Origin of the sequence: Pseudomonas sp. NPDC078416 (assembly GCF_050268485.1) — a bacterium.
Taxonomy (GTDB): domain Bacteria; phylum Pseudomonadota; class Gammaproteobacteria; order Pseudomonadales; family Pseudomonadaceae; genus Aquipseudomonas.
In genome coordinates, this window is sequence record NZ_JBNNGV010000001.1 from 747,433 (window position 1) to 773,969 (window position 26,537).

Genomic DNA, 26,537 nt, shown 5'->3' on the forward strand with positions numbered 1-26,537 from the left:
AGCGCGATCCGCGCGAGCGCAAGGCAGCTCTTAGCGTCAGATCGGTCGGTAAACGGCTCAAATGGCCCGGTCCGAGCACCACCACAAGGAGCAGCCAAAGCCAAAAAGGCTGGCGCTCGACCTGAGCTGGGGACTCGAAGGTACTGTTCGACACGCGCGGTGTCGGCAGGTTTCAGGCGGCTGATCATTTGAGGCTCTTTATCACTATTGATCCGGATCAGGAGAGGGCGCTGCTGGCTGCGTTAAAGTCCTGGACGCTCGGCTCGATCGGCTCGATACACAAAACGTCGTCCAGCCGCACGATGCCGCTTTGTATCACCCGCGCGGTGATTCCGCCATGGCCGCGAACGGCCTGAAAAATGCCGTGGCCGAGACGTTGCTCAAGGCGCGCGCAGGGTTGGCACCAGCCGGTGGTTTCGAAGATCGCCTGGCCGATGCGGAAGTGTCGGTTCTTCAGGCTGAACAGGTTGATGCCGCTGATCACGATGTTGCGCCGCAGATCCTGTGGCAACACCGGGTTGTCCTCCGCCCGCCCCATCAGCGAGCTGACCACGGCGAAATGCTCCCACTGGATCAGCGTCACCTGTCGAGCGTTGCGCGGCCCCGGCCGTGCATGATCTCCCGTCAGGCCTGCTTCGCGGCGGGCTTCCACGGCTTCCAGTTCAACCATCTCGCCTCGGGATTCCGGGCGCACGCCGATCCAGCGCACGCGTCCGCGCTGGGGTACATCGGCGATCAATTCCTGCAACGGACTCATAAACTGATTCCCACATCAAACACCACGCTGCGGCCTAGATTGGTCCGCAGGAAATCCGGGGCATCCGGATGGGCGAACAATACCCGGGCGAAGGTCGGTCCGACCAGCGAGAGTGATCGCCATCCTTGACGCAAATATTCGGTGGGCGGCGGAAAGTGGCTGTTCAGGTCCAGCACCTCGCGCTTGAGGCTGGCGAAGGCAATGATGTCCAGCTCGCCCAAATCCAGCCCGCGCTCCGTGTAGTTGTGGGCTTTCTTGCGCAGGGTTGGCGCCAGGCGCCGGAGCAATTCGGCGGCGGGAATTCGCTTGGGTTTGGCTTCACGCCGTACCAATTGGCTGAGGGAAAACGCGCTGCGCCGACGTTGCAGTTCTTCGCGCCATTCATCGTTGAGCCGACGACCTTCGTCCAGAACAAAGAACACTTCAAAACACGCATCGCGAAACAGTACGTCCGGCGGTTCTTGCCCGGCAGGCAGGAAGTCGTCGGCGCGATGGGGAATGTTCAGGCCCTGCAGCAACCGTTCGCACACCCAACGTTCGCGCTCCCACTTGCGCGCATTGGACAGAAACGCATTGGCTTGCTCGGCCTGGCTCGTCAAGAGACGCAGGTAATCGGAGTCATCCATGGGGCCAAGCTTAATCCATCTTGTAAGAGCCGGCTCGCTGGCGAACACGATTCATCCCTCACTGCTGCGTCATCTGACCCCATGCCTTCGCCAGCAACGCGGCGCCTACAGGTTGATCCAACGCAGAGCCCTCGCCGCCGCACGTCACGTGTAGGAGCGCGCTTGCCCGCGATTGCGGTGGGTCTGCACCGATGGTGTTCCAGGCAAATTCGAGCTGCTACAGGCGCCGGCTCCTACGCAGAGTGCCGCGTTGATCACTGCTATAAATCCCGCTGCTTTCTGAACTGCCCCGGCGGCATGCCGTGGGCGTGGCGGAAGCGTCGCGAGAAGTACGCCTCATCGGCAAAACCACAAAGGCGCGCCACTTCCCCCACCGGTTTGCTGCCGTTGAGCAACAGCGTGCGCGCCAGGTGCATGCGCCGTTCCAGTACCAGTTCGCTGAAGGTCTTGCCGACTTCCTTGCGCAGCCAGTGGGTCAGGTAGTTGGGCGACAGAAACGCGGCCGAGGCGGCTTTTTTCAGGCTCAGGTCCGGATCGTCGAGGTTCTTGCGCACGTACTCCGACATCCGCGCCAGTGCGTCGCGGCGGCTGCGCTCGGCGGCGTTGTCATCGGCCAGCAACTTGATCGGCTCGGCGTAGAGCTGGCAGACCGTGCCGATCAGTTGCAGCAGGCACCCTTTGAGAACCTCCCGCGTGCCGAACTGCCGGTTCGCATCCAGCTGGCGCATGCGGCCCAGCAAATGCTCGATCTCGGCGAAGTCCTCGGCGTCCAGCGTGAAATCCAGATGCTCCTGGAATCGAAACGGCGACAACTCCGGGGCGAGGGCGATGGCCACGTCTTCGAGGTCCAGCGGGTCGCATTGCAGTTGGGGCAGGAGGAAATTCTGGGCAAAATTGATCAGCAGGAAATTGCCTTCCGGTGGATGCGGAATGAGGTGCAATTTATGCGGGAGGATGAACGCCAGCGTGTTGCGCGGGAAGGGCCGTACCACACCGCCGATGTGCTGCACGGTGTCGCCGCCGAAGTTGATCTGAATCTGAAAATACTCGTGGCGATGGGGCGCGGTTTCTGCCTTGCCCTCGGTCTTGTCGCGGATGTAAAAATCCGGCCGCTCACTGCGCTGCTGCATGCCGTAGGTGGGGACGCGATTGATGGAATCCATCGAGTGCTCCTCGTCTCGTGTTTTTTATTGTCGGTCGTCGTATGACTAAATCCAAACTTTTGCTTATGGAGGTGGCGAGTCAATTTGTCCAAGAATCTTTTTACCACTCGCCTTTAGCGGACTGCTCTAGCGCAGGCGTTTGCGCGCGCATTCGATTGCTCGGTGCTGTTTTAACACGCGGGCAGTTTTTTGGACAATTCATTACGGGCGCCTGTTGAAATCCAAAAACGTTCTAAGCATCGGCTTGTTTAAAACCGGTCGTACGATAAGTTGGGGGCGCGCTTTATCACTCGATACCAATAAAAACAATGAGGAATTCTCATGTCGAGCAACCCTGATATTCAGGCGATGGATGCTGTCGTGGCCGCTCCAGTCACCGCCGCTCCCGCCCGCCCGATGACCCACCGCCGCTGGTTCATGCTGTCGCTGCTGCTGATCGCCACGATCATCAACTACGTCGACCGCGTGAACATCTCCATCGCTGCACCTTTCATGGCCAAGGACCTCGGTCTGGACAAGGTCGAAATGGGCCTGATCTTCTCCGCCTTCGCCTGGACATACGCCTTCGCCCTGGTGCCCGCCGGTTTCATCGCCGACCGGTTCGGTTCGCGCTTCACCTACGGCGCTTCACTTATCTCGTGGTCCGCGGTAACGGTATGCCAGGGCATGGCAGGCGGTTTCGCTTCGTTGTTCGGCTTGCGTCTGGCCATTGGCGCAATGGAAGCGCCGGCCTTTCCGGCCAACAGCCGCGCAGTCACGGTCTGGTTTCCGGCGCGGGAACGCGGCATGGCCAGCAGCATCTACGTGTGCGGGCAGTATCTGGGCACGGCGCTGTTCACCGGTTTGTTGCTGTGGCTCGCCACGACCTATGACTGGCGCCACGTGTTTTACAGCACCGGCATCATCGGCATCGTCTTCGGGATTGCCTGGCTGTACCTGTATCGCGACCCGATGAACTGCAAGAAAGTCAGCAAGGAAGAACTGGCTTACATCGAAGACGGCGGCGGCCTGGTCAAAAGCAGTCAGGAACGAAACAAATTCAAGTGGGCGCAAATTGCCGAGCTGCTGAAATACCGTCAGGTCTGGGCCATCTGCCTGGGCAAGTTCGCCAGCACCTCGGCGCTGTACTTTTTCCTGACCTGGTTCCCGACCTATCTGATTGAAGAGCGGCATCTGACCATGGTCAAAGTCGGCATTTTCGCAGTGCTGCCGTTCATTGGTGCCACGGTGGGTGTGCTGCTGGCGGGCTTCATCGCCGACTGGATGATCCGTCGCGGGTACTCGCTGTCTTTCTCCCGCAAGCTGCCGTTGGTGGTGGGTTCGGCGCTCGGCATGTCGATCATGCTGGTCAACTTCACCGACTCCAATGAAGTCTGCATCGCACTCCTCACAATCGCCTTTTTCGCTCAAGGCATCGCGTCATCGTCCTGGGCGGCCGTATCGGAAATCGCACCCAAGGAACTGATCGGCCTGACTGGAGGCATCACCAGTCTGGCGGCCAATATCGGCGGCATCGTCACACCGATTGTCATCGGGCAGATCCTGCACGTCACCGGCAACTTCGCGTGGGCGTTCTGGTTCATCGGCGGGGTCGCGTGTATCGGCACGCTCTCTTATTCACTGTTGCTTGGCCGCATTTATCGCATCGAGCTAAAGGCCCGGTAACCGCTCAAGAATCTGTGTGTGAACTTATGCCGTACTGGGCAGAGGCGTATGCGAATACGCCTTTTTTAATGCCCGCGGTATTGAGTTTTTTAGTCCAGCGCAAACACGGTTTTGTCCAACTTTCCCGTCGGTTGATCCCGTAGTCTGAACTGCATCTGGCGGAATTGAGCGTCTTTCGGTGATAAGGAATTTCATGAGCAACTTTGTATTTGAACCGCCCCGAGTCAGCAGCCTCCCGGTGCATGGCAGCGAGGCGCGGTTCCCCGTCGGCCGGGTGTTTTGCCTGGGCCGCAATTACCTGTGGGGCGATGCTGCCACCGCTGAGCGCGAGGTTCCGGCGTTCTTCATGAAACCGGCGACATCGGTGGTGGACGCAGTGGGTGAGATCGCGTTTCCGACCCAGACCGACCAGTTTTGCCACGAGATCGAACTGGTCGTTGCCATCGGTAAGGACGGTTTCGAGATAGACGCCGAACATGCGCTGGACCACGTCTGGGGATACGCCGCCGGACTCGACCTGACCCGCCGCGATCTGCAAATGGCGGCCAAAGCGGTGGGCAATCCGTGGGAGCCGGCGAAGGCGTTCGACGGCTCGGCGCCGATCACGCCCATCCGCCCGGCAGGCCGTGACGGCCATGCGCAACATGGCGCCATCTGGCTGAGCGTCAACGGCGTCGAGCGTCAGCGTTCCGACCTTGAGGGCCAGATCTGGTCGGTGAGCGAGGTCATCAGCCAGCTTTCCCACTCCGTCACGTTGCGCGCCGGCGACCTGATCATGACCGGCACACCGCCCGGCGTTGCTGCGCTCGAAGCGGGCGACGTGATCAATGGCGGCATCGACGGCGTCGGCGAATTTGAAGTGAGGGTGGGTGAGCGCCGCTGAGCAATTCATCCAGAACAGCCGCATTTTTGATGAGCAACAAGGAGAACAATAATGACTGATCAATCCGTTTCGAAAATTGCCCTGGTCACCGGCGCGGGCAGTGGCATCGGCCGCTCCGTCGCGTTCGGACTGCTTGAGGACGGCTACAAAGTGGTGGTCACCGGGCGTCGTCTGGAACCGCTCGAAGCTCTGGTGGCTCAAGCGCGGGAGCAGGGAAAGGAAGCGTTGGCGGTGTCGTGCGACGTGCGTGATCCGGCGAGTGTTGACCACCTGTTCGCCACCATCGAGGAGGTGTATGGCCGCCTCGACCTGGTGTTCAACAATGCTGGCGTCAACGCCCCTGCTGTGCCGATGGACGAACTGCCCATCGAGAAGTGGCTGAGCGTGATCGACACCAACGTGACGGGTGTTTTCCTGTGCAGCCGGGGCGCGTTTGGCCTGATGCGCAAACAGTCGCCCCAGGGTGGCCGGATCATTAACAACGGTTCGATCTCCGCCCATGTGCCACGGCCGTTCACCGGGCCCTACACCGCCAGCAAGCACGCCGTGCTGGGGCTGACCAAAAGCCTGGCGCTGGACGGTCGCGAATTCAACATCGCTTGCAGCCAGATCGACATCGGCAACGCGCTGACCGAGCTGTCGGTACGCATGACCAAGGGTGTGCGTCAGGCCAATGGTTCAACCGCCGTCGAGCCGATGATCGACGTCAAGCACATCGCCGACGCGGTGCGTTACATCGCCGGGCTGCCGCTGTCCGCCAACGTGCTGAACATGACCGTCATGGCCACCAACATGCCCTTCGTGGGCCGTGGTTGATCCGTCCGAATTCGAGATAAGCGAGATACCGATGAAACCTGAAATCCTCCAGCTGAGCCCGATCCTGATCCCTGAAATCAACGCGCGCCTGAACGAGCTGTACACCGTTCGCCCGTACTTCCAGCAGGCCGACAAGGTTGCTTATCTGCGCGAGCACGGCGCCAACATTCGCGGCGTGGTGACTGGCGGCCACACCGGCATCACACGCGAAGTGATGGAGCAATTGCCGAATGTGGAAGTCATCGCGGTCAACGGCGTCGGCACCGACGCGATTGATCTGGCCTACGCGCGGGACCGTGGCATTCGTGTCTCGGCGACCATCGGTGCGCTGACCGAAGACGTCGCCGACCTCGCCATCGGCCTGCTGATTTCAGCCTGTCGCGGGCTGTGCACGGGCGACCGCTATGTGCGCTCCGGCGCATGGACCAAGACCGTGACGCCGCTGGTGCCGCTGCCACTGGCGCGTCAATTCAGCGGCATGCGCATCGGCATCGTCGGCATGGGCCGGGTAGGGCGGGCCGTCGCCACGCGTGCTGCTGCGTTCGGCTGCCCGATCAGCTACACCGACCTCAACGCCATGGGCGACGTGCCTTACACCTTTGTCAGTGATCTGGTCGAATTAGCGGCGCAGAGTGACGCGCTGATCATCGCTGCAGCCGCCGACAAAGCCAAAGGCATCATCAACGCCAAGGTGCTGGAAGCGCTGGGCGCGCAGGGGTTTTTGATTAACGTGGCGCGCGGCAGTCTGGTCAATGAGCCGGACCTTGTCGCAGCGCTGGAAGCGGGCTCGATTGCCGGCGCGGGGCTGGATGTGTTTGCTGACGAACCCCATGTGCCGGATGCCTTGTTCGCTCTGGAAACGGTAGTCCTGCAACCCCACCGCGCCAGCGCCACCGTTCAAACTCGAACGCGAATGGGTGAGATGGTATTGGCAAGTCTAGCGGATGGCCTGGCAGGGAAAGTACCGGTAGGGAGTGTGGTTTGAAGGACCTGACACCGCCGTAATTGTAGGAACGCGCTTGCTCGCGATGACGTGCGTACCAACGATAGAGATCTGGCGAATGTACGACCGTCATCGCGGGCAAGCGCGCTCCTACACGTGGCCCGCGTCGTTTACAGATGTCCTGGCGAACCAAGGTCTGTGGGCGCCGGCTTGCTGGCGAATGCGGTGAGTCAGTGCCCTTGATGAAGCTGACAGATTGGGTTCGCCAGCAAGCCGGCTCCTACGGATCGAAGTCAACGTTAATGCCAAGGGATCCTCTTAAAACGCCCCGGACTCAACCGACAGCTCAGCCACCAGAAAATCAATAAACGCCCGCGTCTTCATTGGCACTCGCCGGGACGAGGGGTACACCGCGTTGACCGTAATCGCCGGCGCTTCCCAATCACACAGCACCGGCACCAGCCTCCCATCCGCCACCGCGCGCTCGACGATAAAGTTGGGCAGCAGCGCAATGCCCATTCCCGCCACGGCAGCCTGCGCCAGGATGTCACCGTTGTTGGCATGCAACGGCCCGCTCACCGTCACGCGCTGGGTTTCCTTGCCGTTGCACAACTGCAGGCTCACGCCGCTCTGCAGATAGCCGTAGCTCAGGCACTTATGGTGTGCCAGATCCTTGGGCGTCTGCGGCGTGCCTTCGCGCGCCAGGTAATCAGGCGATGCCACCATGATCCTCGGCGCCGGGGCCAGTGAGCGCGCGATCATCGACGAATCCGGCAGGCTGGCAATCCGAATCGTCACGTCGAAACCTCCCTTGACCGGATCCACCTGCTGATCGCTCAGCACGACCTGCAACTCGACGTTCGGGTGCAACTCATTGAAGCGCGGAATCAGCGGCCCCAGACGACTCAAACCAAACGACATCGGCGCGTTGACCCGTAACACGCCGCGTATCTCACCCATCCCGGTCCGCGCCCGTTGTTCGGCCTCGTCCAACGAAGCGATGACATCCCTACACGCGTCGTAGTACTCGGCGCCTGCTTCCGTCAGATGCAGGCTGCGCGTGGTGCGCTGAAGCAGCTGCACGCCGATGGCTTCTTCCAGCGCTTGAATCTGCTTGCTGACTTTCGAGCGCGGTACATCCAGCGCGCGGGCCGCAGCGGCGAAGCCGTTGGCGCCCACTGTGGCGACGAAAGCGCGCATGCATTCGATACGATCCATGACCGTTCCTGAATTGGAAACAATGAGTCCCGATTCTATGGGATTGTTCCTTTGTCGGCCAGTCCGTAAATTCACTCCCAAGCCAGCCAACACGCTTAACGAGCGCAGCGGCTAACCCATATCGAACTCACTGCTGACCATTAAGGAATCTACCCATGTCCATTCGCGAACTGCTGAACCCAACCAACGCTGCGCTGATCCTGATCGACCACCAGCCGCAAATGGCTTTCGGCGTTCAGTCGATCGACCGCCAGACGCTGAAGAACAACACCGTCGGGCTGGCCAAAGCCGCCAAGATCTTCAACGTGCCGACGATCTACACCTCGGTCGAAACCAAAAGCTTCAGCGGTTTCATCTGGCCTGAACTGCTGGCGGTGTTCCCGGATCAGCAGCCGATCGAGCGCACCTCGATGAACTCGTGGGAAGACAAGAAACTGGTGGAAGCGGTCAAGGCGACCGGCCGCAAGAAGCTGATCATCGCCGCGCTGTGGACCGAGGTCTGCCTGAACTTCCCGACGCTGGACGCGCTGGCTGAAGGCTACGAGGTGTACATCGTCACTGACGCTTCCGGCGGCACGACCAAAGAAGCCCACGACATGTCGGTGCAGCGAATGATTCAGGCAGGCGCCGTGCCGGTGACCTGGCAGCAGGTGTTGCTCGAATTCCAGCGCGACTGGGCACACAAGGACACCTACGAAGCGGTGATGGAACTGGTCCTGGAACACAGCGGTGCTTATGGCATGGGCGTCGACTACGCCTACACCATGGTTCACGGCGCGCCGCAGCGTAAATTGGGCTAAAACCCTCGGTCACAAAAAAAGCTTCGCGATTAAGGCCGCGAAGCTTTTTTGGTTTCCGGGGGTTGTCTCGTTCATGTGGGAGTGAGCTTGCTCACGAAGACGGCATTAGAACTGCTGGATATCTAGCGGATGTACCGGCTTCTTCGCGAGCAAGCTCGCTCCCACAAACTGTTGTCGATCTCGGCGCTCATTCTTGTCGACGGGATACGTTCGGCTTTGGGAGATGTGCGTTGTTCGCCCAGTGTGGCTGCCAAGTTTGATCAGTGCTGACGAGGGTCGAGGTCACCTGAAAACAGCTCGTCTTCAGCATCCGGCGCAACCGGAATCGCATGCTCTTCCGACGCCCAGGCACCCAGGTCGATCAGCTTGCAACGGTCCGAGCAGAACGGCCGGAATTTACTCTCCGGTGTCCATTCCACGGGCGCTCCGCAGGTTGGGCAATCGACGGTCATTGGTTGGCTCATCATTGGCCTCCACGCAAAGTTAAATAAAAGTGATGCAGACGCTCGACTTCGCTTTTCAGCCAGGCCGGGTCACGGTCATTGACGATCACATCATCGGCCCGACTCAAGCGCTCATCGCGACTGGCCTGCGCTTTGAGAATCGCCCGCACCTGTTCCTCGTTGGTCTTGTCGCGCAACACCGTGCGCTCGATCTGCACCGATTCCGGCACATCAATGACCAACACCCGCTGCACCATCTGGTGCTGAGAAGTCTCCAGCAACAGTGGCGACACCAGAATCGCGTAAGCCGATTCGGCGCGCGCCAGATACTGCCGGATTTCCTCGCGGATCAGCGGATGCAGCAGGCTTTCGAGCCAGACCCGCTGTTGCGGATCCTTGAAAATCAGCTCGCGCAACGCCGAGCGATTCAGCGTGCCATCGGCCTGCAGCACACTCGCACCGAAGTGCTCGGCGATCTGCGCCAAGGCAGGACGCCCGGGTTCGACCACCCAGCGGGCGGCGTGATCGGCGTCCACTAAGTGCACGCCTAGATCGACGAAGCACTGAGCGGCCGCACTCTTGCCGCTGCCGATGCCACCGGTGAGGCCCAGAATCCAGGGTTTTGACGCAGGAGAAGTCATCTGAAGCCGGCGATCTGCAAATACGAAGTGGTTATTTGATCACCCCAGAGCAATGCGATCCACCCCGCGAGCGCCAGATAAGGACCGAAGGGGATCGGCGTGCTGGTCTCGACATTGCGCAAGCGCAACAGAATCAGGCCCAACACCGCCCCGACAATCGACGACAGCAGAATCGTCAGCGGCAGAATCTGCCACCCGCCCCACGCGCCGAGCATCGCCAGCAATTTGAAATCGCCATAACCCATGCCTTCCTTGCCCGTGATCAGCTTGAACAGCCAGAACACACACCACAACACCAGATACCCCGCGACCGCGCCCCACAGCGCATCGGTCAGGGACGTGTACAGCCCGAACGCGTTGACGATCAGGCCCAGCCACAGCAGCGGCAACACAATCGCGTCCGGCAGAAGCTGGTGGTCGGCGTCGATTAGACTCATCGACAACAACCCCCACGTCAGCACCAGCATCGCTGCTGCCTGCCAACCGAAACCGAAATGCCAGGCGATGAAGGCCGACAGCAAGCCGCACGCTAATTCAACCAGCGGGTAGCGCTTGCTGATTGGGGCTTTGCACTGTGAGCATTTGCCGCCGAGGAACAGATAACTCACGACCGGAATGTTCTCCCACGCACGGATTTTGTGTGAGCAGTGCGGGCAGCGGGAGTGGGGGAGGATGAGGTTGAAGGTTTCTGGTTGCGGCTCTGGGGGGAGGTCGAGCATTTCCCGGGATTGGGTTTTCCAGTCGCGGATCATCATTTTTGGCAGGCGGTAGATGACGACGTTTAGGAAACTGCCGACGAGCAGGCCCAAGACGAGCGTGCATAGAATAAAGGCCAGCGGGAAGCTGGCCAGGAGGTCGAGGAGGGGCATGGTTAGACGACGTTTCCGAGCTGGAAGATTGGGAGGTACATCGCGATGACTAACCCGCCGACAATGACACCCAAGAAGGCCATGATCATCGGCTCCATTAGTGCGGTAAGACCATCGACCATGTTGTCGACTTCATCCTCGTAGTAGGTCGCGACTTTATCGAGCATCGAGTCCAGCGCGCCGGATTCCTCGCCGATGGCTGTCATTTGGATAGCCAGCATGGGGAAGACGCCGGTGCTGCGCATGGAGAAGTTTAGTTGCATGCCGGTTGAGACGTCTTGTTTGACCTTATTGACGGCGTTTCTGAACACGACGTTGCCAGTTGCACCTGCTACCGAGTCGAGTGCTTCTACAAGCGGAACTCCGGCTGCAAATGTCGTGGACAAAGTGCGGGCATAACGGGCTACTGCAGATTTGTATAACAGAGGTCCAATTACCGGAACCTTCAGAAGCGCCCGATCCAACCCATTCCGGAATTTCTCTGAATTTCTATAGGCGCGCCGAAACAGAAAGATTCCCAATACGATCCCGGCGAGCAATATCCACCAATAGTCTTGAACGATTTGGGACAACCCGATCACCATCAGGGTGAAAGTAGGAAGCTTTGCACCGAAGCCGTCAAAAATACTCTGGAACTGCGGCACCACCTTGAGGAGAAGGATCCCCGTCACGATAAAAGCGACGGCCACTACAGCAACGGGGTAAGTCATCGCCTTTTTGATCTTCGCCTTCAGCGATTCCGTTTTTTCCTTATAAGTCGCAACACGATCCAGCAGCGCCTCAAGCGCACCGGCCTGTTCGCCTGCATCTACTAGATTGCAGAAAAGATCATCAAAATACAGGGGCTTTTGCCGCAATGCGGTCGCAAAGCTATGCCCAGCAGCGACCTCCTGCTTGAGGTCGTCCACGAGCTTCCGCATGTTAGGGTTTTCATGACCCTCGCTGATGATGTCAAACGATTGCAGCAGCGGAACACCCGCTTTCATCATGGTCGCCATCTGGCGGCTGAAGAAGGCGATGTCCAGCGGTTTGATCTTCTTACCCTTACCGAAAATCGAAACCGATTTTTTACGGACCTTAGTCGGGTTAATTCCTTGCTTACGCAGCTGAGCTTTCACCAGCGCGGGATTGTGCCCATTGATTTCGCCAGTGACTTTCGTCCCTTTCTTGTCGAGGCCTTCCCAAGCATAGACGCTGACTTTTACCGCTTTGGTCGCCATGCTTAATCCTTGGTCACCCTGTTTATTTCTTCAAGACTCGTCAAACCCTGCATAGCCTTCATCAGCCCCGAGGTGCGCAAATCATTGAATCCGTCTCTGCGCATCTGTTCGGAAATCTGGATCGAGTTACCTTCCTCCATGATGATGCGCTCCAGCGCCGGTGTGCTTTTCACCACCTCGTAGATACCTACCCGGCCCTTGTAACCACCGTTGCAGTGCTCGCAGCCTACTGGAGAGTAAAGCTTGAATGAGCCGATTTGCGACTCGGGGAAACCTTCAGCAATCAAAGTCTCCCGAGGGATTTCGACTTCCTTTTTGCAATGCGGGCACAACTTTCGCGCAAGACGTTGAGCGATGATCAGGTTGATGGCCGTTGCAATATTAAAAGCCGCGACGCCCATGTGATGCAGGCGGGTGAGCGTTTCAGCCGCGCTGTTGGTGTGCAGCGTGGACAAAACCATATGGCCGGTTTGCGAAGCCTTGATTGCGATTTCGGCTGTTTCCAGATCTCGAATTTCACCCACCATGATCACGTCAGGATCCTGACGTAGGAACGCTCGCAGCGCCTGAGAGAAGTCCATTCCCTGACGCGGGTTGACGTTGACCTGGTTGATGCCTTCGAGATTGATTTCGACCGGGTCCTCTGCCGTCGAGATATTGATATCGACAGTGTTGAGGATATTCAATCCCGTATAAAGCGACACCGTTTTACCCGAGCCGGTAGGGCCGGTCACAAGGATCATGCCCTGGGGTTGGCGAAGGGCTTCAAGGTAGAGCGCTTTCTGCTCCGGCTCGTACCCCAGCGCATCGATGCCCATCTGCGCAGTAGTAGGGTCCAAAATCCGCATCACGATTTTTTCGCCCCACAGTGTGGGTAGCGTGTTGACCCGAAAGTCGATGGCCCGGTTTTTAGAAATTCGGAGTTTGATGCGGCCATCTTGCGGTTTTCGACGCTCCGAAATATCGAGACTTGCCATGACCTTCAGACGTGCAGCGATCCGCCCAGCAAGGTGAATGGGCGGCTTCGCCACCTCATGAAGAATGCCATCGGTGCGGAGTCTAACCCGGAAAATTTTTTCGTAGGGCTCGAAATGCAGATCAGACGACCCCAGGCGGATGGCATCCATCAGCATCTTATTAACGAAGCGTACAACTGGGGCGTCGTCAGCGTCTTGCCCCCCGATCGCCGATTCCTTGCTTTCGTCGACAGTTTCAACCTCAAGCCCCAGATCGACGTCTGCAAGGTCGCCCATGCCCGAATGGCTATCAAAAAACTTGTCGATGGCGCTTGTTAGCTTGTCATCCTCGACCAAAATCGCTTCAGTCGTCAGGCCGGTGCTGAACTGAATGTCAGTAATTGCTTGATGATTGGTAGGATCGGAGATGCCCACAAAAAGCTTGTTGCCACGCCGCCACAGCGGAAGCGCATAGTGTTGACGAATGAGCTTCTCGCTTACCAAGCCTTTCGGCTGACTTTCTTTTTCAAGCGTACTGAGGTCCAGAAACGGTATGCCGAACTGTTCCGACGCTACTTCCGCGACTGTAATGCTTTTTAAAAGCTTGCTCTCGACGAGATGATGAACAAGCGAGACCTTGTCACGCCGCGCTTGTTCGTAGGCCTTCTGAGCCGTTTGTTCAGTTATCAGCTCGGCAACAACGAGTTGTTTGGCCAAACCAGTTAGGACGACATCAGTCATTGTAGCCACCAGACACGGACATTGGACCGTTATAGCGTAGTCGAGCGGTGCTGCCAAATGGACAGGGCTGTAGTGACGAAAATTGTCACTTAGTGCGGATATGAAGTGGTTTCGGGCGGCACTCGCATCAACGTAGTGCTTTTAGGCAGAGCAGTTCCAGAACTGGCACGTACTATGCATCGTGTCGTCCGAGCAACACCTAATTGACACCTGGAGTAGTAGCGATGAAGTCACAAAAAGGTTTCACCTTGATTGAGCTGATGATCGTTGTCGCGATTATTGGCATTTTGGCTGCCGTTGCGCTGCCGGCTTATCAAAACTACATAAAAAAAGCGGCTTACACTGAAGTGATTAACGGCATGACCTCTGTAAAGGCTGCGATTGGGGTTTGCGTAGCTCAAGAATCGGCACTTGCCTCTTGCGATACTGATGCGAAGATCCAGCAGCCTCTACCAAGTGGCCTGTCGACCGGCGCATTGAATAAAATTGAGCTGACAGCAAAAACAGCGGAAATTGTTGCAACGCCAAACGCTTATAAAGGTATTGTCGCTACAGATACCTGTTCCTTGAAACCTACCTTGGCCAGTGGCGTACTTACATGGCAGTACAGCGGTAAGTGCGTCGACAATAACTATGTGAAGAACTAAGTCTAGTCAATAGCGGTTTGCCGAAATAGCTCAGTCGGTAGAGCAGCGCACTCGTAACGCGAAGGTCGTAGGTTCGATTCCTATTTTCGGCACCAGAAACGCATAGAGCCCGGTCATCAAGACCGGGCTTTTCGTACCCAACATCCGCATCATCCCGCCAATCAACAAATCCCAGGCGGAATCCCGTCCTTATTGAAATCCTTCAACCGCTCCTTCTCCTCCTCAGTCGAGTGAGCCGGAACGTCTTCTTCAGGTTCGACAGGTTGCTTCTCGTCAGCCATCGTCATTTCCTCATTGGTCTAATCAACAATCCGATCTCAAGGACATCAAGCCCATAACAAGCAGAGCCCGGTCTACCGTCGCAGTTCAACCTTTAAGGCGTCGGGACGCTCTCAGATACTCAATCGCATCGACAAATCCACCGCCTTCACGTCTTTAGTCAGCGTCCCAATGGAGATGTAATCAACGCCGGTTTCAGCAATGGTCCTCAGGGTAGCGTCAGTCACACCCCCGCTGGCCTCTAGCTTGGCGCGGCCGGAGGTGAGGCGGACGGCTTCGCGCATGTCGTCCAGGCTCAGCTCATCAAGCATGATGATGTCGGCACCGCCGTCGAGGGCTTGCCTCAGTTCGTCGAGGCTTTCCACTTCGATTTCCACCGGCTTGCCCGGCGCGATTTTGTGCGCGGCGGTGATGGCTTCGGCGATACCGCCACATGCAGCGATGTGGTTTTCCTTGATCAGGAACGCGTCGAACAAGCCGATGCGGTGGTTATGGCAGCCGCCGCAGGTGACAGCGTATTTCTGCGCCATTCTCAGGCCGGGCAGGGTTTTGCGGGTGTCGAGCAGTTTCACCTGAGTGTCGGCAACCATGTCGGCATAGTGCCGTGCGCGGGTGGCAACGCCTGACAGCAGCTGCAGAAAGTTGAGCGCGCTGCGTTCGCCTGTCAGTAAGGAGCGGGCGGGGCCTTCCAGGTGGAACAGTGCTTGATTGGGCTGTACGCGATCGCCGTCAACGATCTGCCAGTGCACGGCGACGCGCGGGTCAAGTTGACGGAATACAGCGTCCACCCACGCCGTGCCGGCAATCACCGCTGCGTCTCGGGAGATCACAGTGGCCTTGGCCAGCCGCTCCGCCGGAATCAGTTGCGCGGTGATGTCGCCACTGCCCACATCCTCCAGCAACGCACGGCGCACGTTGGCTTCGATTTCGGCAGTGAGGGCGTCTAGACGTAGGTTTGGCATATCAGGCTCCGCGGACTAAGTGCGCCGAGTATATGGCAGACGGGTGTACCAACCTAAGTCGGTCACGTGTCCAGTCGGGTGCATAACCTGCACTTTGTCGGTTTTTTCCTCGGTTATGCGACAGATTGTGATTTTGATGGTCTATCGCTGCACATATCGCTCCGCCGCCTCCTATTATTCCAACAAAGGCGAAGTGTCCGCTGGCGAGCGGCCCTGATTTCCCCGATACTTTCGCCTTGTATTTGACGTCATAGCGTTGACGTTAGCCTGCCACATCCCCAGGGATAAATTTTTAGATCCGTCCGAATGGAGTCGAGTCTTCATTCGCTGCGGAGTGCGGCTGTTGTTGGAGCAGTTGTGTCGACGGTGTGAAGGAGTCCTTGATGCAGAACGACAGTAACAAAGTGGTGCCCTTGAAGGCAGGTGCGGATCATCCGGGATCCTCGCCTGTCGCTCGGCTGCCCGTCGTTTTGCTCCAGGTCCGTGACCGGGCCGCGCAGCAGTTGAAGGAAAGCCTGCAAACGCTGTTCGACAACGCTGACGACACGCTTTTCGAAATGGCCGACCGTGCTCACAATAACGCTGAGCAGAACATCTTTTTCGAAGCCATGCGCGACTTGCGCCTGAAGCGCAAAAGTATCGAGCGTAACTTTCTCGACAAATTCTTTGAAGCGTTCCTGCGGCTGGGTCAGTACGAAGTGGCTGAGCCCCCGATTCCCGAGCCCGTTTCCTACGACAAGCTCGCGCTGGTTCACAACGACGATCTTGAGCGCACCGTGGCGGTAGACGCCATGGTGGTCAAGGTCATGAGCCGCGACGGTATTGCCCTTGGGCAATTGACCACGCGTTTGAACGTACTCATCCCCCAGCCGTTGACCGACGAGACCAATCCGTTGGGTCCGACGCTGCTGTGCGACTATTTCCTGCAGGCCGGGCGCAGTCTCGGCGTTGAAATCAAGGTAAAGCTGATCATTCTCAAGCTGTTTGAGAAGTACGCCTTGAGCAACGCCGATCAGCTTTATGAGGAAGCCAACCAGTTGTTAATTTCCGCAGGTGTATTGCCGGAACTGAAGGCGTTGCCGTCCCGTCGCTCGACTGATCGTATTGCCAGCGTGCCGCCTTCGAGCGAGGCCGTGCGTGCCGACAACGCCGCCATCCTTCAGGCCACGGAAAGTCTCGATAAAAGCGTGCAGGATGTGTTTTCTGCCCTGCAGGAATTGCTGGTTCACGTGCGTGGCCACCTGACGCCGCGCCCCGAGTCGGTGACCGATGCGCGCCCGATTTCCAGTCAGGACCTGCTGCGTCTGTTGTCCCACTTACAACAGTACGTGCCGAAAGCCGAAGAGAGCGACGACTTCGACCTGCGCGCCCAGCTTGAGCAGTTGATCAGTCGGGTCAGCGCGAGAAGCGGCAAGTTTCGCGTCGTGGGCACGATGGATGAGGACGTCATCAACCTCATCTCGATGCTGTTTGAATTTATTCTCGATGACCGCAACCTGCCCAGTTCGCTGCGCGCGCTTATCGGCCGTTTGCAGATTCCGATGCTCAAGGTCGCCGTCATCGACAAGAGTTTCTTCAGCCGTGGCAGCCACCCTGCGCGCCGGCTACTGAACGAAATCGCTTCGGCCGCGCTTGGCTGGGGTGGTCGCGACGATACCCAGCGTGACACGCTTTATGCCCGCATTGAGCAAATCGTCCAGCGCCTGCTTCATGATTTTGTCGATGACCCGGCAATCTTCACCGAGCTGCTGGTGGATTTTCTGGCGTTCACCAGCGACGAGCGTCGTCGCAGTGAATTGCTTGAACAGCGTACCCGTGACGCCGAACAAGGCCGCGCGTTGGCCGAGCTGGCTCGTCAGCGGGTGCAGCAGGCGCTGAATGATCGCCTGCTCGGCAAGACCCTGCCGCAGGTGGTTGTTCGCTTGTTGCAGGAGGCATGGAGCAAGGTGCTGTTGCTCACGTGCCTCAAGCACGGTGATCAGTCGGTGGAGTGGACGTCAGGTCTTCAAGCCATGGACGATCTGATCTGGAGCGTCGAGCCCCATGATGAGCCGGAAGCCCGGCAGCGTTTGCTTGAGCTGGTGCCCGGGCTGCTGAAGTCCCTGCGCGACGGCTTGAGCAGTGCTGCCTTTGACCCGTTTGCCACCAGCGAATTCTTCAGTCAGCTCGAAGTGCTTCACGTCCAGGCGTTCAGCCATGTGGCGCGGACGCCAAGAGGCGATGCGGAGGGCGACCAGCCTCAGTCTGCCAACGGCCCCACGATGATGGCGGTAGTTGAGGAGATCGTGTTGGTTGGCCCGGGCGAGCAGATTCAGACTGAGCCGTCGATGCAGTTGCCTGCCGACGACGAAGGTCTGATGCAAGTCGAAAAGCTGCGTCTGGGCAGTTGGGTCGAGATTCACGAAGACGAATCCCACAAGCTGCGCTGCAAGCTGGCCGCTATCGTCGAGCCCAGCGGGCGCTATGTGTTCGTCAATCGCACTGGCATGAAGGTGCTTGAGAAAACCCGCATGGGCCTGGCGGTGGAATTCCGTCGCGGCACCATCCGTGTGCTCGACGACGCCTTGCTGTTCGACCGGGCACTGGAGTCCGTACTGGGCAATCTGCGCAAGCTCAAGGGCTAAGGCCAGATCGTCTACGGCGTTTAACTGCCAATCTGTGCGACCTCAGTGCAGATTCGCCATCCACATCTTTTCCTGTCGCGGGCATACTGCGCGCTGTCGTTTCACGCCCTAAGGACTTCCCATGCATCTGGACCCTGCCACCGGCTGGTGCCATGGCGCGCAGCATTGCCCTTCACCCAATTTCAATGCCCGCCCGGAAAACGAAATTTCGTTACTGGTGATTCACAACATCAGTCTGCCGCCGGCGCAGTTCAAGACCGGCAAGGTCCAGGCGTTTTTCCAGAATCGGCTGGACGTCACAGAACACCCTTACTTTGAAGGCATCGCCGAGCTGCGGGTGTCTGCGCATTTTCTGATCGAGCGAGACGGAGAGGTGACTCAATTCGTGTCCTGCCTCGATCGTGCCTGGCACGCAGGTGTCTCGGTATTTGACGGTCGCGAGACGTGCAATGACTTTTCCGTTGGCATCGAGCTTGAAGGCACGGATGATCAGCCTTTCACCGACGCGCAATATGAGGCGCTGATCGAGTTGACCCGCCAGTTGCAAGCGGCGTGGCCGGCCATCACGGCGCAACGCATCTGCGGTCACAGCGACATTGCGCCGGGACGCAAGACCGATCCGGGTCCGTGTTTTGACTGGGCGCGGTTTCGTGCCGCCCTGGACGTTTGAAGTGAGGAACAGCGAATGAGTTTTCTGGTTTTGCTGCTGGCGGTGTGGATCGAGAAGTTCTCGGCCCTGCGTCAGCGTATTCAGCGCGACGGGCCATGGCTCAATCAACTGAGCCGGCTGGAATCCAACCCGCGTTCAGCCAAGCGGCCGTGGTGGATTTTGATGGTCACGGTTGTGTTGCCTCTGGTGGTTCTGGCCCTGGTGTTGGTGATTGTCGGCTCGGTGGCCTATGGCTGGCTCGCGCTGCCGATCCATGTGCTGGTGCTGATTTACAGCCTGGGCCGTGGCGATGTCAAAGCCACGCTTGGCTCGTTTCGAGACGCCTGCCGGCGGGGTGATCAGGAAGCGGCAGTGCTGGTGGCTGAACGTGACCTGGGTGTCCAGGCCGAGAATGAAGAACAGCTGTTGGGCGGCGCTCAAACGTACTTGCTGTGGGAGATATACCAAGGCTTTTTCGCGGTGATTTTCTGGTACTTCGTGCTTGGCCCGGTTGCTGCGTTGGCGTACCGCTTGCTGGCCCTCGCTTCGGAGCACGGCAAAACACCGGCGCTGGTCGAACGTGCGACCCAGGCCAGGCATGCATTTGACTGGGTGCCCGTGCGCTTGCTTGCAGCCAGCTTTGCGCTAGTAGGGAATTTCGTCGCGGTCAGCCGCGTGATGCTCAGCGAGCTGCTCAACTGGAACATCAGCGCCTCGCGCCTGATCAGCAAAGTCGGCTGCGTCGCCGGCGAGGTCCCCGCGCCAGTGGTGGGCGTTGAAGGCGTCAACAGCCTGGACGTGCTGTGGGAGTTGCTCATCCGCTCGGCCATCGTCTGGTACGTCGGCTTTGCGCTGATCACGTTGTTTGTTTGAATCGTCGGGAGTCGGCAAGCCGGCTCCCGCATGTTCAGCCTTGGCTTCGCTTTGCCCAGATGTCCTCCCTTAAGTACCCGTGTTGCTGCTTCGCTAACTCGCCGCTGATTGATGTAGATCAATACCCCACCGGTTCCTGACGCTATCCTCTTTTGCCTTCGGCTAGACGCCGTCATCCCTCTGAACTGACAGTTCTTCTCCACGTTATTCACTCTTCATAAAACATTACTAGCCCAAGTAAAGATGGCTTGTCGCCGCAACTGGCGGTCGGCTGGATTCTTGATTAACAAGACGCTGCGTTCTTGATTAACAAGAATCCTTTGCTATAGCTAAACCCTCTCACCTTTTGCAAACAGGGCAACGGAATGGCAGTCGCTAAGAAAATGAGCGTGGGCCAGCTCACAATGTTGACTGCGGTCAACATGCTGGGGTCCGGCATTGTGTTGTTACCTACCAAGCTCGCCGAAGTCGGCGGCATTTCCATCCTGTCCTGGCTGATCACGGCCACTGGCTCGCTGGCTCTGGCCTACGCCTTTGCACGGTGCGGCATGCTCAGTCGCAAGACCGGCGGCATGGGCGGTTACGCGGAATACACCTTCGGCAAGTCGGGCAACTACATCACCAACTACACGTACGGTTTGTCATTGCTGATTGCAAACGTGGCCATCAGTATCACCGCAGTTGGATATATTCAGACGCTGTTCGATATCAAATTGGGTTCGCTTGAAGTCGGTCTCGCCACCATCGCGCTGTTATGGATTACCACGTTCGCCAACTTCGGCGGCGCGAGTATTACCGGCAAGATTGGCGCAGTGACCGTATGGGGCGTTATTGCTCCCGTGGTGCTGGTTTCGACCATTGGCTGGTTCTGGTTTGACAGCAGCACCTATGCCGCAGGATGGAATCCCCACGACAAAACCTGGTACGAAGCCGCGGGCGCTTCGGTGGCGATTACCTTGTGGGCATTCCTCGGGCTGGAGTCGGCGTGCGCCAACGGCGATGCAGTGGAAAACCCCGAGAAGAACGTGCCTATCGCAGTGCTCGGCGGCACCCTCGGTGCAGCGGTGATCTACATCGTGTCGACCAACGTCATCGCCGGCATCGTCGACAACGCGGAACTGGTTTCTTCAACCGCGCCGTTCGGGCTGGTGTTCGCCAAGATGTTCAATCCCATGATTGGCGACATCATCATGGGCCTCATGGTGCTGGCCTGCATCGGCTCGTTGCTGGGCTGGCAGTTCACGGTGGCGCAGGTGTTCAAAAGCTCGGCGGACACTGGCTACTTTTTGCCGATCTTCGCCAAGGCCAACAAGCACGGGGTGCCGATCATCAGCATGCTGATCCTGCTGGCGATCCAGACCGCCCTGGCGTTACTGACCATTAGCCCCGACCTGGCCAAGCAGTTCGACACACTGGTCAATCTCGCGGTGGTTACCAACCTGGTGCCGTACATCCTGTCGATGGCGACACTGATGACGCTGCAAAAGGTTTCCAACGTGCCACCGCAAAAGGCGCTCATCACCAACATCGTGGCCGGCATCGCGACCGCGTACAGCTATCTGGCGCTGTACAGCTCCGGCGCTGAAGCGTTGATGCTCGGCGGGGTGGCGACCATCGTCGGCTACACCCTGTTCGGCTTCGTCAACACTCGCCTGATCAAGCTTGAAGCGCTGAACAACAGCGTGCCGACCCAGACTGTCGCGGCGCAGCACATCGTCGGCGAGTCGATCCCTGTCAATAACCTGAACCTGGCCACCCTGGAGACTCGACCATGAGCGACAACAGACACCTGCTCGGCATGCTGGCGTTGCTGGTCAGCAGCCAGCCCGACAAACGCAGCGTGTTCGGCCGGGCCCTGATCCAGCTGATCAGCGACGTGGAAGACCGATCCATCAGCGTACTGACCTCCGAAAGCCTGAGCGACGCGAAATCGATCCTCAGCTCTGATCCCGCTATCCAATGTGTGCTGCTGAGTTGGGAGATGGACGACAGCCAGGACCATCATGAATGCATCGATCTGCTCACCACGCTGCGTGAGCGCAACACGCGGGTGCCGGTGTTTTTGATCAGCGATCGCAGCACGGCGTCGAGTGTGCCGTTGATTGTCATGCAGCACGCCGATGACTTCATCTGGCTGCCGGAAGACACCAGCCGCTTCCTCAGCGGTCGCATCATGGCGGCCATCGAGCGCTATCGTCAGGCGGTGTTGCCACCCATGTTCGGCGCGCTGCTGAAGTTTGCCCGCAGCTACGAATATTCCTGGCACACTCCGGGCCACGCCGGCGGCACAGCCTTTCTGAAAAGCACCGCAGGCCGCGCGTTCTACGAGTTCTTCGGCGAAAACCTGCTGCGTTCCGACCTGTCGATTTCCGTCGGCGAACTGGGGTCGTTGCTCGACCACAGCGGCCCGATCGGCCAGGGCGAGCGCTATGCGGCCAAGGTGTTTGGCGCCCATCGCACGTACTACGTGACCAACGGTTCGTCGATGTCCAATCGGGTGATCCTGATGGCCAGCGTGACCCGTGACCAGATCGCCCTGTGCGACCGCAACTGTCACAAGTCCGTCGAGCACGCGATGACGCTGTCCGGCGCCATCCCGACCTACCTGGTGCCGACGCGCAACCGCTTCGGCATCATCGGCCCGATCCTGCCGCAGACCTTGAGCGCCGAGAGCGTCAAAGCCGCCATTGCTAGCAACCCGCTGGTCAAAAGCCACATAGACCCGACACCGGTGCACGCCATCGTCACCAACTCCACTTACGACGGCCTGACCTACAACGTCACCCGCGTCGAAGAGCTATTGGGGCAGAGCGTTGACCGGCTGCATTTCGACGAAGCCTGGTACGGCTATGCGCGGTTCAATCCGCTGTACAAAGACCGCTTCGCCATGCACGGCAGCCCGGATGATCATGATCCGTCCAAGCCAACGGTGTTCTCCACGCAGTCGACCCACAAGCTGCTCGCGGCGCTGTCCCAGGCCTCGATGATTCATGTCCGTAATGGCCGCAACCCGATTCCTCACGGGCGGTTCAACGAGTCCTACATGATGCACGCGTCGACATCGCCCAATTACGCGATCATGGCGTCGTGCGATGTCAGCTCGGCGATGATGGAGGCGCCTAGTGGGCAAATTCTGACCAACGAATCCATCGAAGAAGCGGTGGCGTTCCGTCAGGTCATCTCGCGTATGCAGACCGACATGCTGAGCCGCGACGACTGGTTTTTCTCCTGCTGGCAGCCGCCTTCAGTGCAGGTCGGTGCGACGGCGATTGCGTTTCACGAAGTCGATCCGGTCCGTCTCAAGACCGATCCGAATTGCTGGGTCTTGCACCCCAACGAGGTGTGGCACGGCTTCGGCGACATCGAAGACGGCTACTGCATGCTCGACCCGATCAAAGTGTCCATCCTCAGCCCAGGCATGGGCGATGACGGCAACCTGCTGGACTTCGGCATTCCCGCCTGTGTGCTCAGTGCCTATCTGGACCACCAGGGGATCATCGTTGAAAAGACCACCGACTTCACCATCCTCTTCCTGTTTTCCATCGGCATCACCAAGGGCAAGTGGGGCACGCTGGTCAACGCGTTGCTCGACTTCAAGCGCGACTTCGACACCAACCTGGAACTGGAGCTTTGCTTGCCCGAGTTGCTGACGGCGAATCAGCAGCGTTATGCCGGCATGGGGCTGAAGGATCTGGCGGAAGACATCTTTGCCGCGATGAAGGAGACCAAGACCACGGCGGCCATGTCGAAGGCGTTCGGCACCCTGCCCAAGGCGGAATTCAGCCCGGTGGAGGCCTACGAGAAGTTGGTCAAGAACGAGGTGGAGCAGGTCACCCTGGAAGAGGCCGCTGGGCGCATTGCCGCGACCGGCATCGTGCCTTATCCGCCGGGCATCCCGCTGCTGATGCCGGGGGAAAACGCCGGGCCTGCGGATGGGCCGTTGCTGGCCTACCTTCGGGCGCTGGAAAGCTTTGATCGGTCGTTCCCCGGCTTCACCCACGACACCCACGGGATTGAAAGCGAAGCGGGGGTTTATCGGATGCTGGTGTTGAAATAGCTGCAGCGCTGGAAGAGGTGGGCCGTCTGGCGCCCCTCTGGCTCAGTTGCTTTGAGCCTTTTGCAGCGCCTGCTGCGTCAGCGCTACACATTCACGCCCACCGTCATCGTTGTGCCGCGCCAAGGCCGCTTCGGCGCGGTGCACGGTCGTGTCGATATCGCTTTTGACCGCGTCGCTGAGATTGGGATTGGCAACTTTCGCGTCACGAACCTTGCTCAGGTTCATCTGGCACTGGTTGTTGTCGTCGTTGGCATTTGCCGCGAAGGGCAGGGCACATGCAGTCAGGAGCAAGCCGGCGAGCAGGGCGTGTTTCATGTGGGTTTCCGCAGAAGTAGAGGTGTGGCTCGTTATCGGTACGAGCTTTCCGCATCAGACCTCAGATTCCGGATTTCTGCCAGTGGGGGGGCTCAAGCAAACGCGAATATCGCTGGCTGACTCAGCCTCCCGAGCGGGGGCCGGGGATTCGAGAAACGCACGCAAAAGAAAGCCACCCCTGTGGCCAAAGTCGGGGTTACCTGGCTGCAGGGGTGGTAATGGGCAAAAACTCTATTTACAAGCTGCGCGACTGAACTGACTGTCGAGTTCGACGTGCAGGTCGTGCCTCTTCAACTTCCAGCAAGTGCATGGCCAATACATCAGTCAAAAACCGGAACTGATCGTTGAAGCCCACCACCTCATTACTGAAGTGATTTTCCGCCGAGGGCATCATGAAGGCGCCGAAGCGATTGTCTTCAACGAGACCGTGGCTGTTCTTGCGGGCGATGACATGTTGTGAGTAATAGTTCTTTCCAAATATCGGAAAGCTAACGTGCAAAGTGACGTCTCGGGTCATGTCGATTGCTCCGCATTTAACAGAAGTTGAAAGCGCGAAAGGTGCTGATAAGTGTCAGCTACTTGGCCTTAATTGGCCGGTGCCACAACACGACTGTCCTCATCGTCCGCGGTCATGACGACCGATCCCGGATCGAAGAGTTTGAGGGCGACGACGTAGCTGGTGAGCGCTGCGAGCGTCAAGCAAGTAAGGAGATGAACGATCATTTTCCTGCCCTCGGTTCGTGTTTGGGTGTGAGGGCGATGGTACGCCCATCAGTTTTGAGCGGAAGGCATTCGCGGGAATGTTGGTTATCGATGGGAATGATGGATCGCGAATCCTACTGTAGGAGCGCGCTTGTAGCAGCGCGCTTGCCCGCGAATGCGCCCAGTCAGGCGCATCAGGCTTCCTGACTCAAGGTGGATTCGCGGGCAAACGCGCGTCTACAACAGGGTGTGCGTCTGCCTGCTCTCCTGCAGGCTTTCGCCACTCACGCTCGAATGGTTTCGCCATAGCGATGCGTCGCCAGGCACGCCAGCAGCAGACCACTGATCGCCACCATTCCGCCGACCAGACCGATGTTGGCCACGCCGAGCTGGCTGATGACCACGCTGCCGAGCAGCGCGCCGCCGCCGATGCCGATGTTGTAGATGCCCGAATGCAGCGCCATCGCCACGTCCGTCGCATCCGGCGCCATGGCCAGCACCTTTGACTGCATCACCAGACCAAAGCACATGATCGCCATGCCCCAGACCACGCTCAGCGTACCCATCGACGAAGCACTGCCGGACAGCGGCAGCAACAGAATCAGACACGCCGCCAGCGCGCCGATCGCGGTGATCAGCAGGCCCCGCGGGTAACGGTTGTTGTAGCGGCTGAAGATCACCGACCCTACGATCCCGGCGCCGCCGAACAGCAACAGGATAATGGTGGTCATGTCGCCATTCATCTTCGCCACGATCTGTGCGAACGGTTCGATGTAGCTGTAGGCCGTGAACTGCGCCGTGACCACCAAAGCCGTCAGCAGATAGAGCGACATCAGCGCCGGGCGCTTGAACAGCATCGGCAGGCTTTGCAACGAACCCGAGTTCTGGCTCGGCAGCAGCGGCAACGACTTCATCAACACCAGCACAGTGAGGCCCGAGGCAATGGCAATCGCCAGGAAGGTTGAACGCCACCCCAGCGCTTCGCCCAGCACGCGCCCCAGCGGAATGCCAAGCACCATCGCCAGCGCGGTGCCGGTTGCCAGGAGACCCAGGGCTTGTACCTGCTTGCCCTCTGGCGCCACTCGCACGGCCAGCGATGCCGTGACCGACCAGAACACGGCGTGGGCCACGGCGATACCGACGCGACTGACCAGCAGCATGCCGAAGCTCGACGACAGGCTCGACATCACGTGGGCGGCGATGAATGTCAGAAACACAAACAACAGCAACTTGCGCCGCTCGATGTTGCGGGTTAGCAGCATCATCGGCAGAGAGGTCAGCGACACGATCCACGCATAGACCGTCAGCATCAGGCCGACCTGGGCAGTGGTCATGTCGAAGCTATGCCCGATGGCGCTCAACAAACCCACCGGCACGAATTCGGTGGTGTTGAAGATGAAGGCTGCGAGGGCGAGCGCGATGACGCTCAGCCAACTTCCAGTGTGTGCGCTAGTGGTATTCATTGAAAACGAATGCCCTCCTGAAGAATTCGGTTGGCCGCGTCCCCGATAAAAACGCCGGCAAGCAAAAATACCGCTCGAGGCGTTTGCCTGGGCGGTGCATGCGGTCAGCTGAATATTATGAGTATGGGGAGATGCGACGAGATGTTGCGGATTCTACGCCGTTGTAATCGTTGTCACAACGCAGGTCCGGGTTGTGAGGGGGCGTTCATTTGTCGCAGGCGTGCT

General features: G+C 58.7%; 24 protein-coding genes and 1 tRNA gene. 12 read left to right on the forward strand and 13 right to left on the reverse strand.

Annotated elements, in window-relative coordinates:
* Window positions 1-217: 217 nt before the first annotated feature.
* From ACQKEN_RS03340 to ACQKEN_RS03350, 3 genes are all read right to left on the reverse strand, one after another.
* On the reverse strand, window positions 218-757 hold the full coding sequence (locus ACQKEN_RS03340; RefSeq protein WP_427683620.1) for an MOSC domain-containing protein: 540 nt from the start codon (window positions 755-757) through the stop codon (window positions 218-220).
* Window positions 754-1,383: a DUF1780 domain-containing protein gene (locus ACQKEN_RS03345; RefSeq protein WP_427683622.1), complete on the reverse strand. Its 630-nt coding sequence runs from the start codon at window positions 1,381-1,383 to the stop codon at window positions 754-756. Before ACQKEN_RS03345 ends, ACQKEN_RS03340 begins: the two co-directional genes overlap by 4 nt.
* A 260-nt stretch (window positions 1,384-1,643) precedes the next feature.
* Window positions 1,644-2,546, reverse strand: coding sequence for a helix-turn-helix transcriptional regulator (locus ACQKEN_RS03350; RefSeq protein ID WP_427683624.1), 903 nt, complete (start codon window positions 2,544-2,546; stop codon window positions 1,644-1,646).
* Window positions 2,547-2,894: 348 nt separating this feature from the next.
* On the opposite strand from ACQKEN_RS03350, the gene ACQKEN_RS03355 reads away from it, so the two are divergent.
* From ACQKEN_RS03355 to ACQKEN_RS03370, 4 genes are all read left to right on the forward strand, one after another.
* Window positions 2,895-4,211: an MFS transporter gene (locus tag ACQKEN_RS03355; RefSeq protein WP_240356921.1), complete on the forward strand. Its 1,317-nt coding sequence runs from the start codon at window positions 2,895-2,897 to the stop codon at window positions 4,209-4,211.
* Between the two features lie 193 nt (window positions 4,212-4,404).
* Entirely contained in the window at window positions 4,405-5,094 is a 690-nt protein-coding gene (locus tag ACQKEN_RS03360; protein WP_108118962.1) for a fumarylacetoacetate hydrolase family protein, read from the forward strand.
* Between the two features lie 51 nt (window positions 5,095-5,145).
* Window positions 5,146-5,910: an SDR family oxidoreductase gene (locus tag ACQKEN_RS03365; RefSeq protein ID WP_108118961.1), complete on the forward strand. Its 765-nt coding sequence runs from the start codon at window positions 5,146-5,148 to the stop codon at window positions 5,908-5,910.
* A 31-nt stretch (window positions 5,911-5,941) separates the two neighbouring features.
* On the forward strand, window positions 5,942-6,895 hold the full coding sequence (locus ACQKEN_RS03370; RefSeq protein WP_427683627.1) for a 2-hydroxyacid dehydrogenase: 954 nt from the start codon (window positions 5,942-5,944) through the stop codon (window positions 6,893-6,895).
* Window positions 6,896-7,171: 276 nt separating this feature from the next.
* Here the strand turns inward: ACQKEN_RS03370 and ACQKEN_RS03375 are convergent, their stop codons facing one another.
* Window positions 7,172-8,071, reverse strand: coding sequence for a LysR substrate-binding domain-containing protein (locus tag ACQKEN_RS03375; RefSeq protein ID WP_108118959.1), 900 nt, complete (start codon window positions 8,069-8,071; stop codon window positions 7,172-7,174).
* A 155-nt stretch (window positions 8,072-8,226) separates the two neighbouring features.
* Between ACQKEN_RS03375 and ACQKEN_RS03380 the strand changes: the two genes are divergently transcribed.
* Window positions 8,227-8,871 (forward strand): hydrolase, encoded by a 645-nt coding sequence (locus tag ACQKEN_RS03380; RefSeq protein WP_108118958.1) that lies wholly within the window; start codon window positions 8,227-8,229, stop codon window positions 8,869-8,871.
* A gap of 260 nt (window positions 8,872-9,131) precedes the next feature.
* Here ACQKEN_RS03380 and yacG read toward each other — a convergent pair whose 3' ends face one another.
* From yacG to pilB, 5 genes are read right to left on the reverse strand one after another with little or no spacing between them, the layout of a single operon-like run.
* On the reverse strand, window positions 9,132-9,335 hold the full coding sequence (gene yacG, locus ACQKEN_RS03385) for a DNA gyrase inhibitor YacG (RefSeq protein WP_074888353.1): 204 nt from the start codon (window positions 9,333-9,335) through the stop codon (window positions 9,132-9,134).
* Complete coding sequence (gene coaE, locus ACQKEN_RS03390) at window positions 9,335-9,955, reverse strand: dephospho-CoA kinase (RefSeq protein ID WP_108118957.1); 621 nt, start codon at window positions 9,953-9,955, stop codon at window positions 9,335-9,337. The genes yacG and coaE overlap by 1 nt, the downstream gene beginning before the upstream one ends.
* Window positions 9,952-10,824 carry a prepilin peptidase gene (locus ACQKEN_RS03395; RefSeq protein WP_427683630.1) on the reverse strand — a complete coding sequence of 291 codons (873 nt, stop codon included), beginning with the start codon at window positions 10,822-10,824 and terminating at the stop codon, window positions 9,952-9,954. Before ACQKEN_RS03395 ends, coaE begins: the two co-directional genes overlap by 4 nt.
* A gap of 2 nt (window positions 10,825-10,826) precedes the next feature.
* On the reverse strand, window positions 10,827-12,044 hold the full coding sequence (locus ACQKEN_RS03400) for a type II secretion system F family protein (RefSeq protein WP_427683632.1): 1,218 nt from the start codon (window positions 12,042-12,044) through the stop codon (window positions 10,827-10,829).
* Between the two features lie 2 nt (window positions 12,045-12,046).
* Entirely contained in the window at window positions 12,047-13,741 is a 1,695-nt protein-coding gene (pilB, locus tag ACQKEN_RS03405) for a type IV-A pilus assembly ATPase PilB (protein WP_427683634.1), read from the reverse strand.
* 224 nt (window positions 13,742-13,965) lie between these two features.
* On the opposite strand from pilB, the gene ACQKEN_RS03410 reads away from it, so the two are divergent.
* Together ACQKEN_RS03410 and ACQKEN_RS03415 are read left to right on the forward strand one after the other, a co-directional pair.
* Window positions 13,966-14,388: a pilin gene (locus tag ACQKEN_RS03410; RefSeq protein ID WP_427683636.1), complete on the forward strand. Its 423-nt coding sequence runs from the start codon at window positions 13,966-13,968 to the stop codon at window positions 14,386-14,388.
* A 19-nt stretch (window positions 14,389-14,407) separates the two neighbouring features.
* A tRNA-Thr gene (locus tag ACQKEN_RS03415) sits at window positions 14,408-14,483 on the forward strand.
* Between the two features lie 297 nt (window positions 14,484-14,780).
* Here the strand turns inward: ACQKEN_RS03415 and nadC are convergent.
* Window positions 14,781-15,629, reverse strand: coding sequence for a carboxylating nicotinate-nucleotide diphosphorylase (gene nadC / locus ACQKEN_RS03420; protein ID WP_427683638.1), 849 nt, complete (start codon window positions 15,627-15,629; stop codon window positions 14,781-14,783).
* 383 nt (window positions 15,630-16,012) lie between these two features.
* Here nadC and ACQKEN_RS03425 point away from each other — a divergent pair, with 383 nt between their 5' ends.
* From ACQKEN_RS03425 to ACQKEN_RS03445, 5 genes are all read left to right on the forward strand, one after another.
* Window positions 16,013-18,253, forward strand: coding sequence for a DUF1631 domain-containing protein (locus ACQKEN_RS03425; RefSeq protein ID WP_427683640.1), 2,241 nt, complete (start codon window positions 16,013-16,015; stop codon window positions 18,251-18,253).
* A gap of 121 nt (window positions 18,254-18,374) precedes the next feature.
* Entirely contained in the window at window positions 18,375-18,923 is a 549-nt protein-coding gene (gene ampD, locus ACQKEN_RS03430; protein WP_427683642.1) for a 1,6-anhydro-N-acetylmuramyl-L-alanine amidase AmpD, read from the forward strand.
* A gap of 15 nt (window positions 18,924-18,938) precedes the next feature.
* Window positions 18,939-19,775 (forward strand): regulatory signaling modulator protein AmpE, encoded by an 837-nt coding sequence (gene ampE / locus ACQKEN_RS03435; RefSeq protein WP_427683644.1) that lies wholly within the window; start codon window positions 18,939-18,941, stop codon window positions 19,773-19,775.
* Between the two features lie 365 nt (window positions 19,776-20,140).
* Window positions 20,141-21,550 carry a putrescine-ornithine antiporter gene (gene potE / locus ACQKEN_RS03440; protein ID WP_427683645.1) on the forward strand — a complete coding sequence of 470 codons (1,410 nt, stop codon included), beginning with the start codon at window positions 20,141-20,143 and terminating at the stop codon, window positions 21,548-21,550.
* Complete coding sequence (locus ACQKEN_RS03445) at window positions 21,547-23,832, forward strand: Orn/Lys/Arg decarboxylase N-terminal domain-containing protein (RefSeq protein ID WP_427683647.1); 2,286 nt, start codon at window positions 21,547-21,549, stop codon at window positions 23,830-23,832. The genes potE and ACQKEN_RS03445 overlap by 4 nt, the downstream gene beginning before the upstream one ends.
* Window positions 23,833-23,874: 42 nt before the next feature.
* Here the strand turns inward: ACQKEN_RS03445 and ACQKEN_RS03450 are convergent, their stop codons facing one another.
* From ACQKEN_RS03450 to ACQKEN_RS03460, 3 genes are all read right to left on the reverse strand, one after another.
* Window positions 23,875-24,147: a hypothetical protein gene (locus ACQKEN_RS03450; protein ID WP_074888396.1), complete on the reverse strand. Its 273-nt coding sequence runs from the start codon at window positions 24,145-24,147 to the stop codon at window positions 23,875-23,877.
* 235 nt (window positions 24,148-24,382) lie between these two features.
* The gene (locus ACQKEN_RS03455; protein ID WP_427683649.1) at window positions 24,383-24,664 is read right to left on the reverse strand and encodes a hypothetical protein; all 282 of its coding nucleotides are present in this window, start codon (window positions 24,662-24,664) and stop codon (window positions 24,383-24,385) included.
* 469 nt (window positions 24,665-25,133) lie between these two features.
* Window positions 25,134-26,312 carry a sugar transporter gene (locus ACQKEN_RS03460; protein ID WP_427683651.1) on the reverse strand — a complete coding sequence of 393 codons (1,179 nt, stop codon included), beginning with the start codon at window positions 26,310-26,312 and terminating at the stop codon, window positions 25,134-25,136.
* Between the last annotated feature and the right edge of the window lie 225 nt (window positions 26,313-26,537).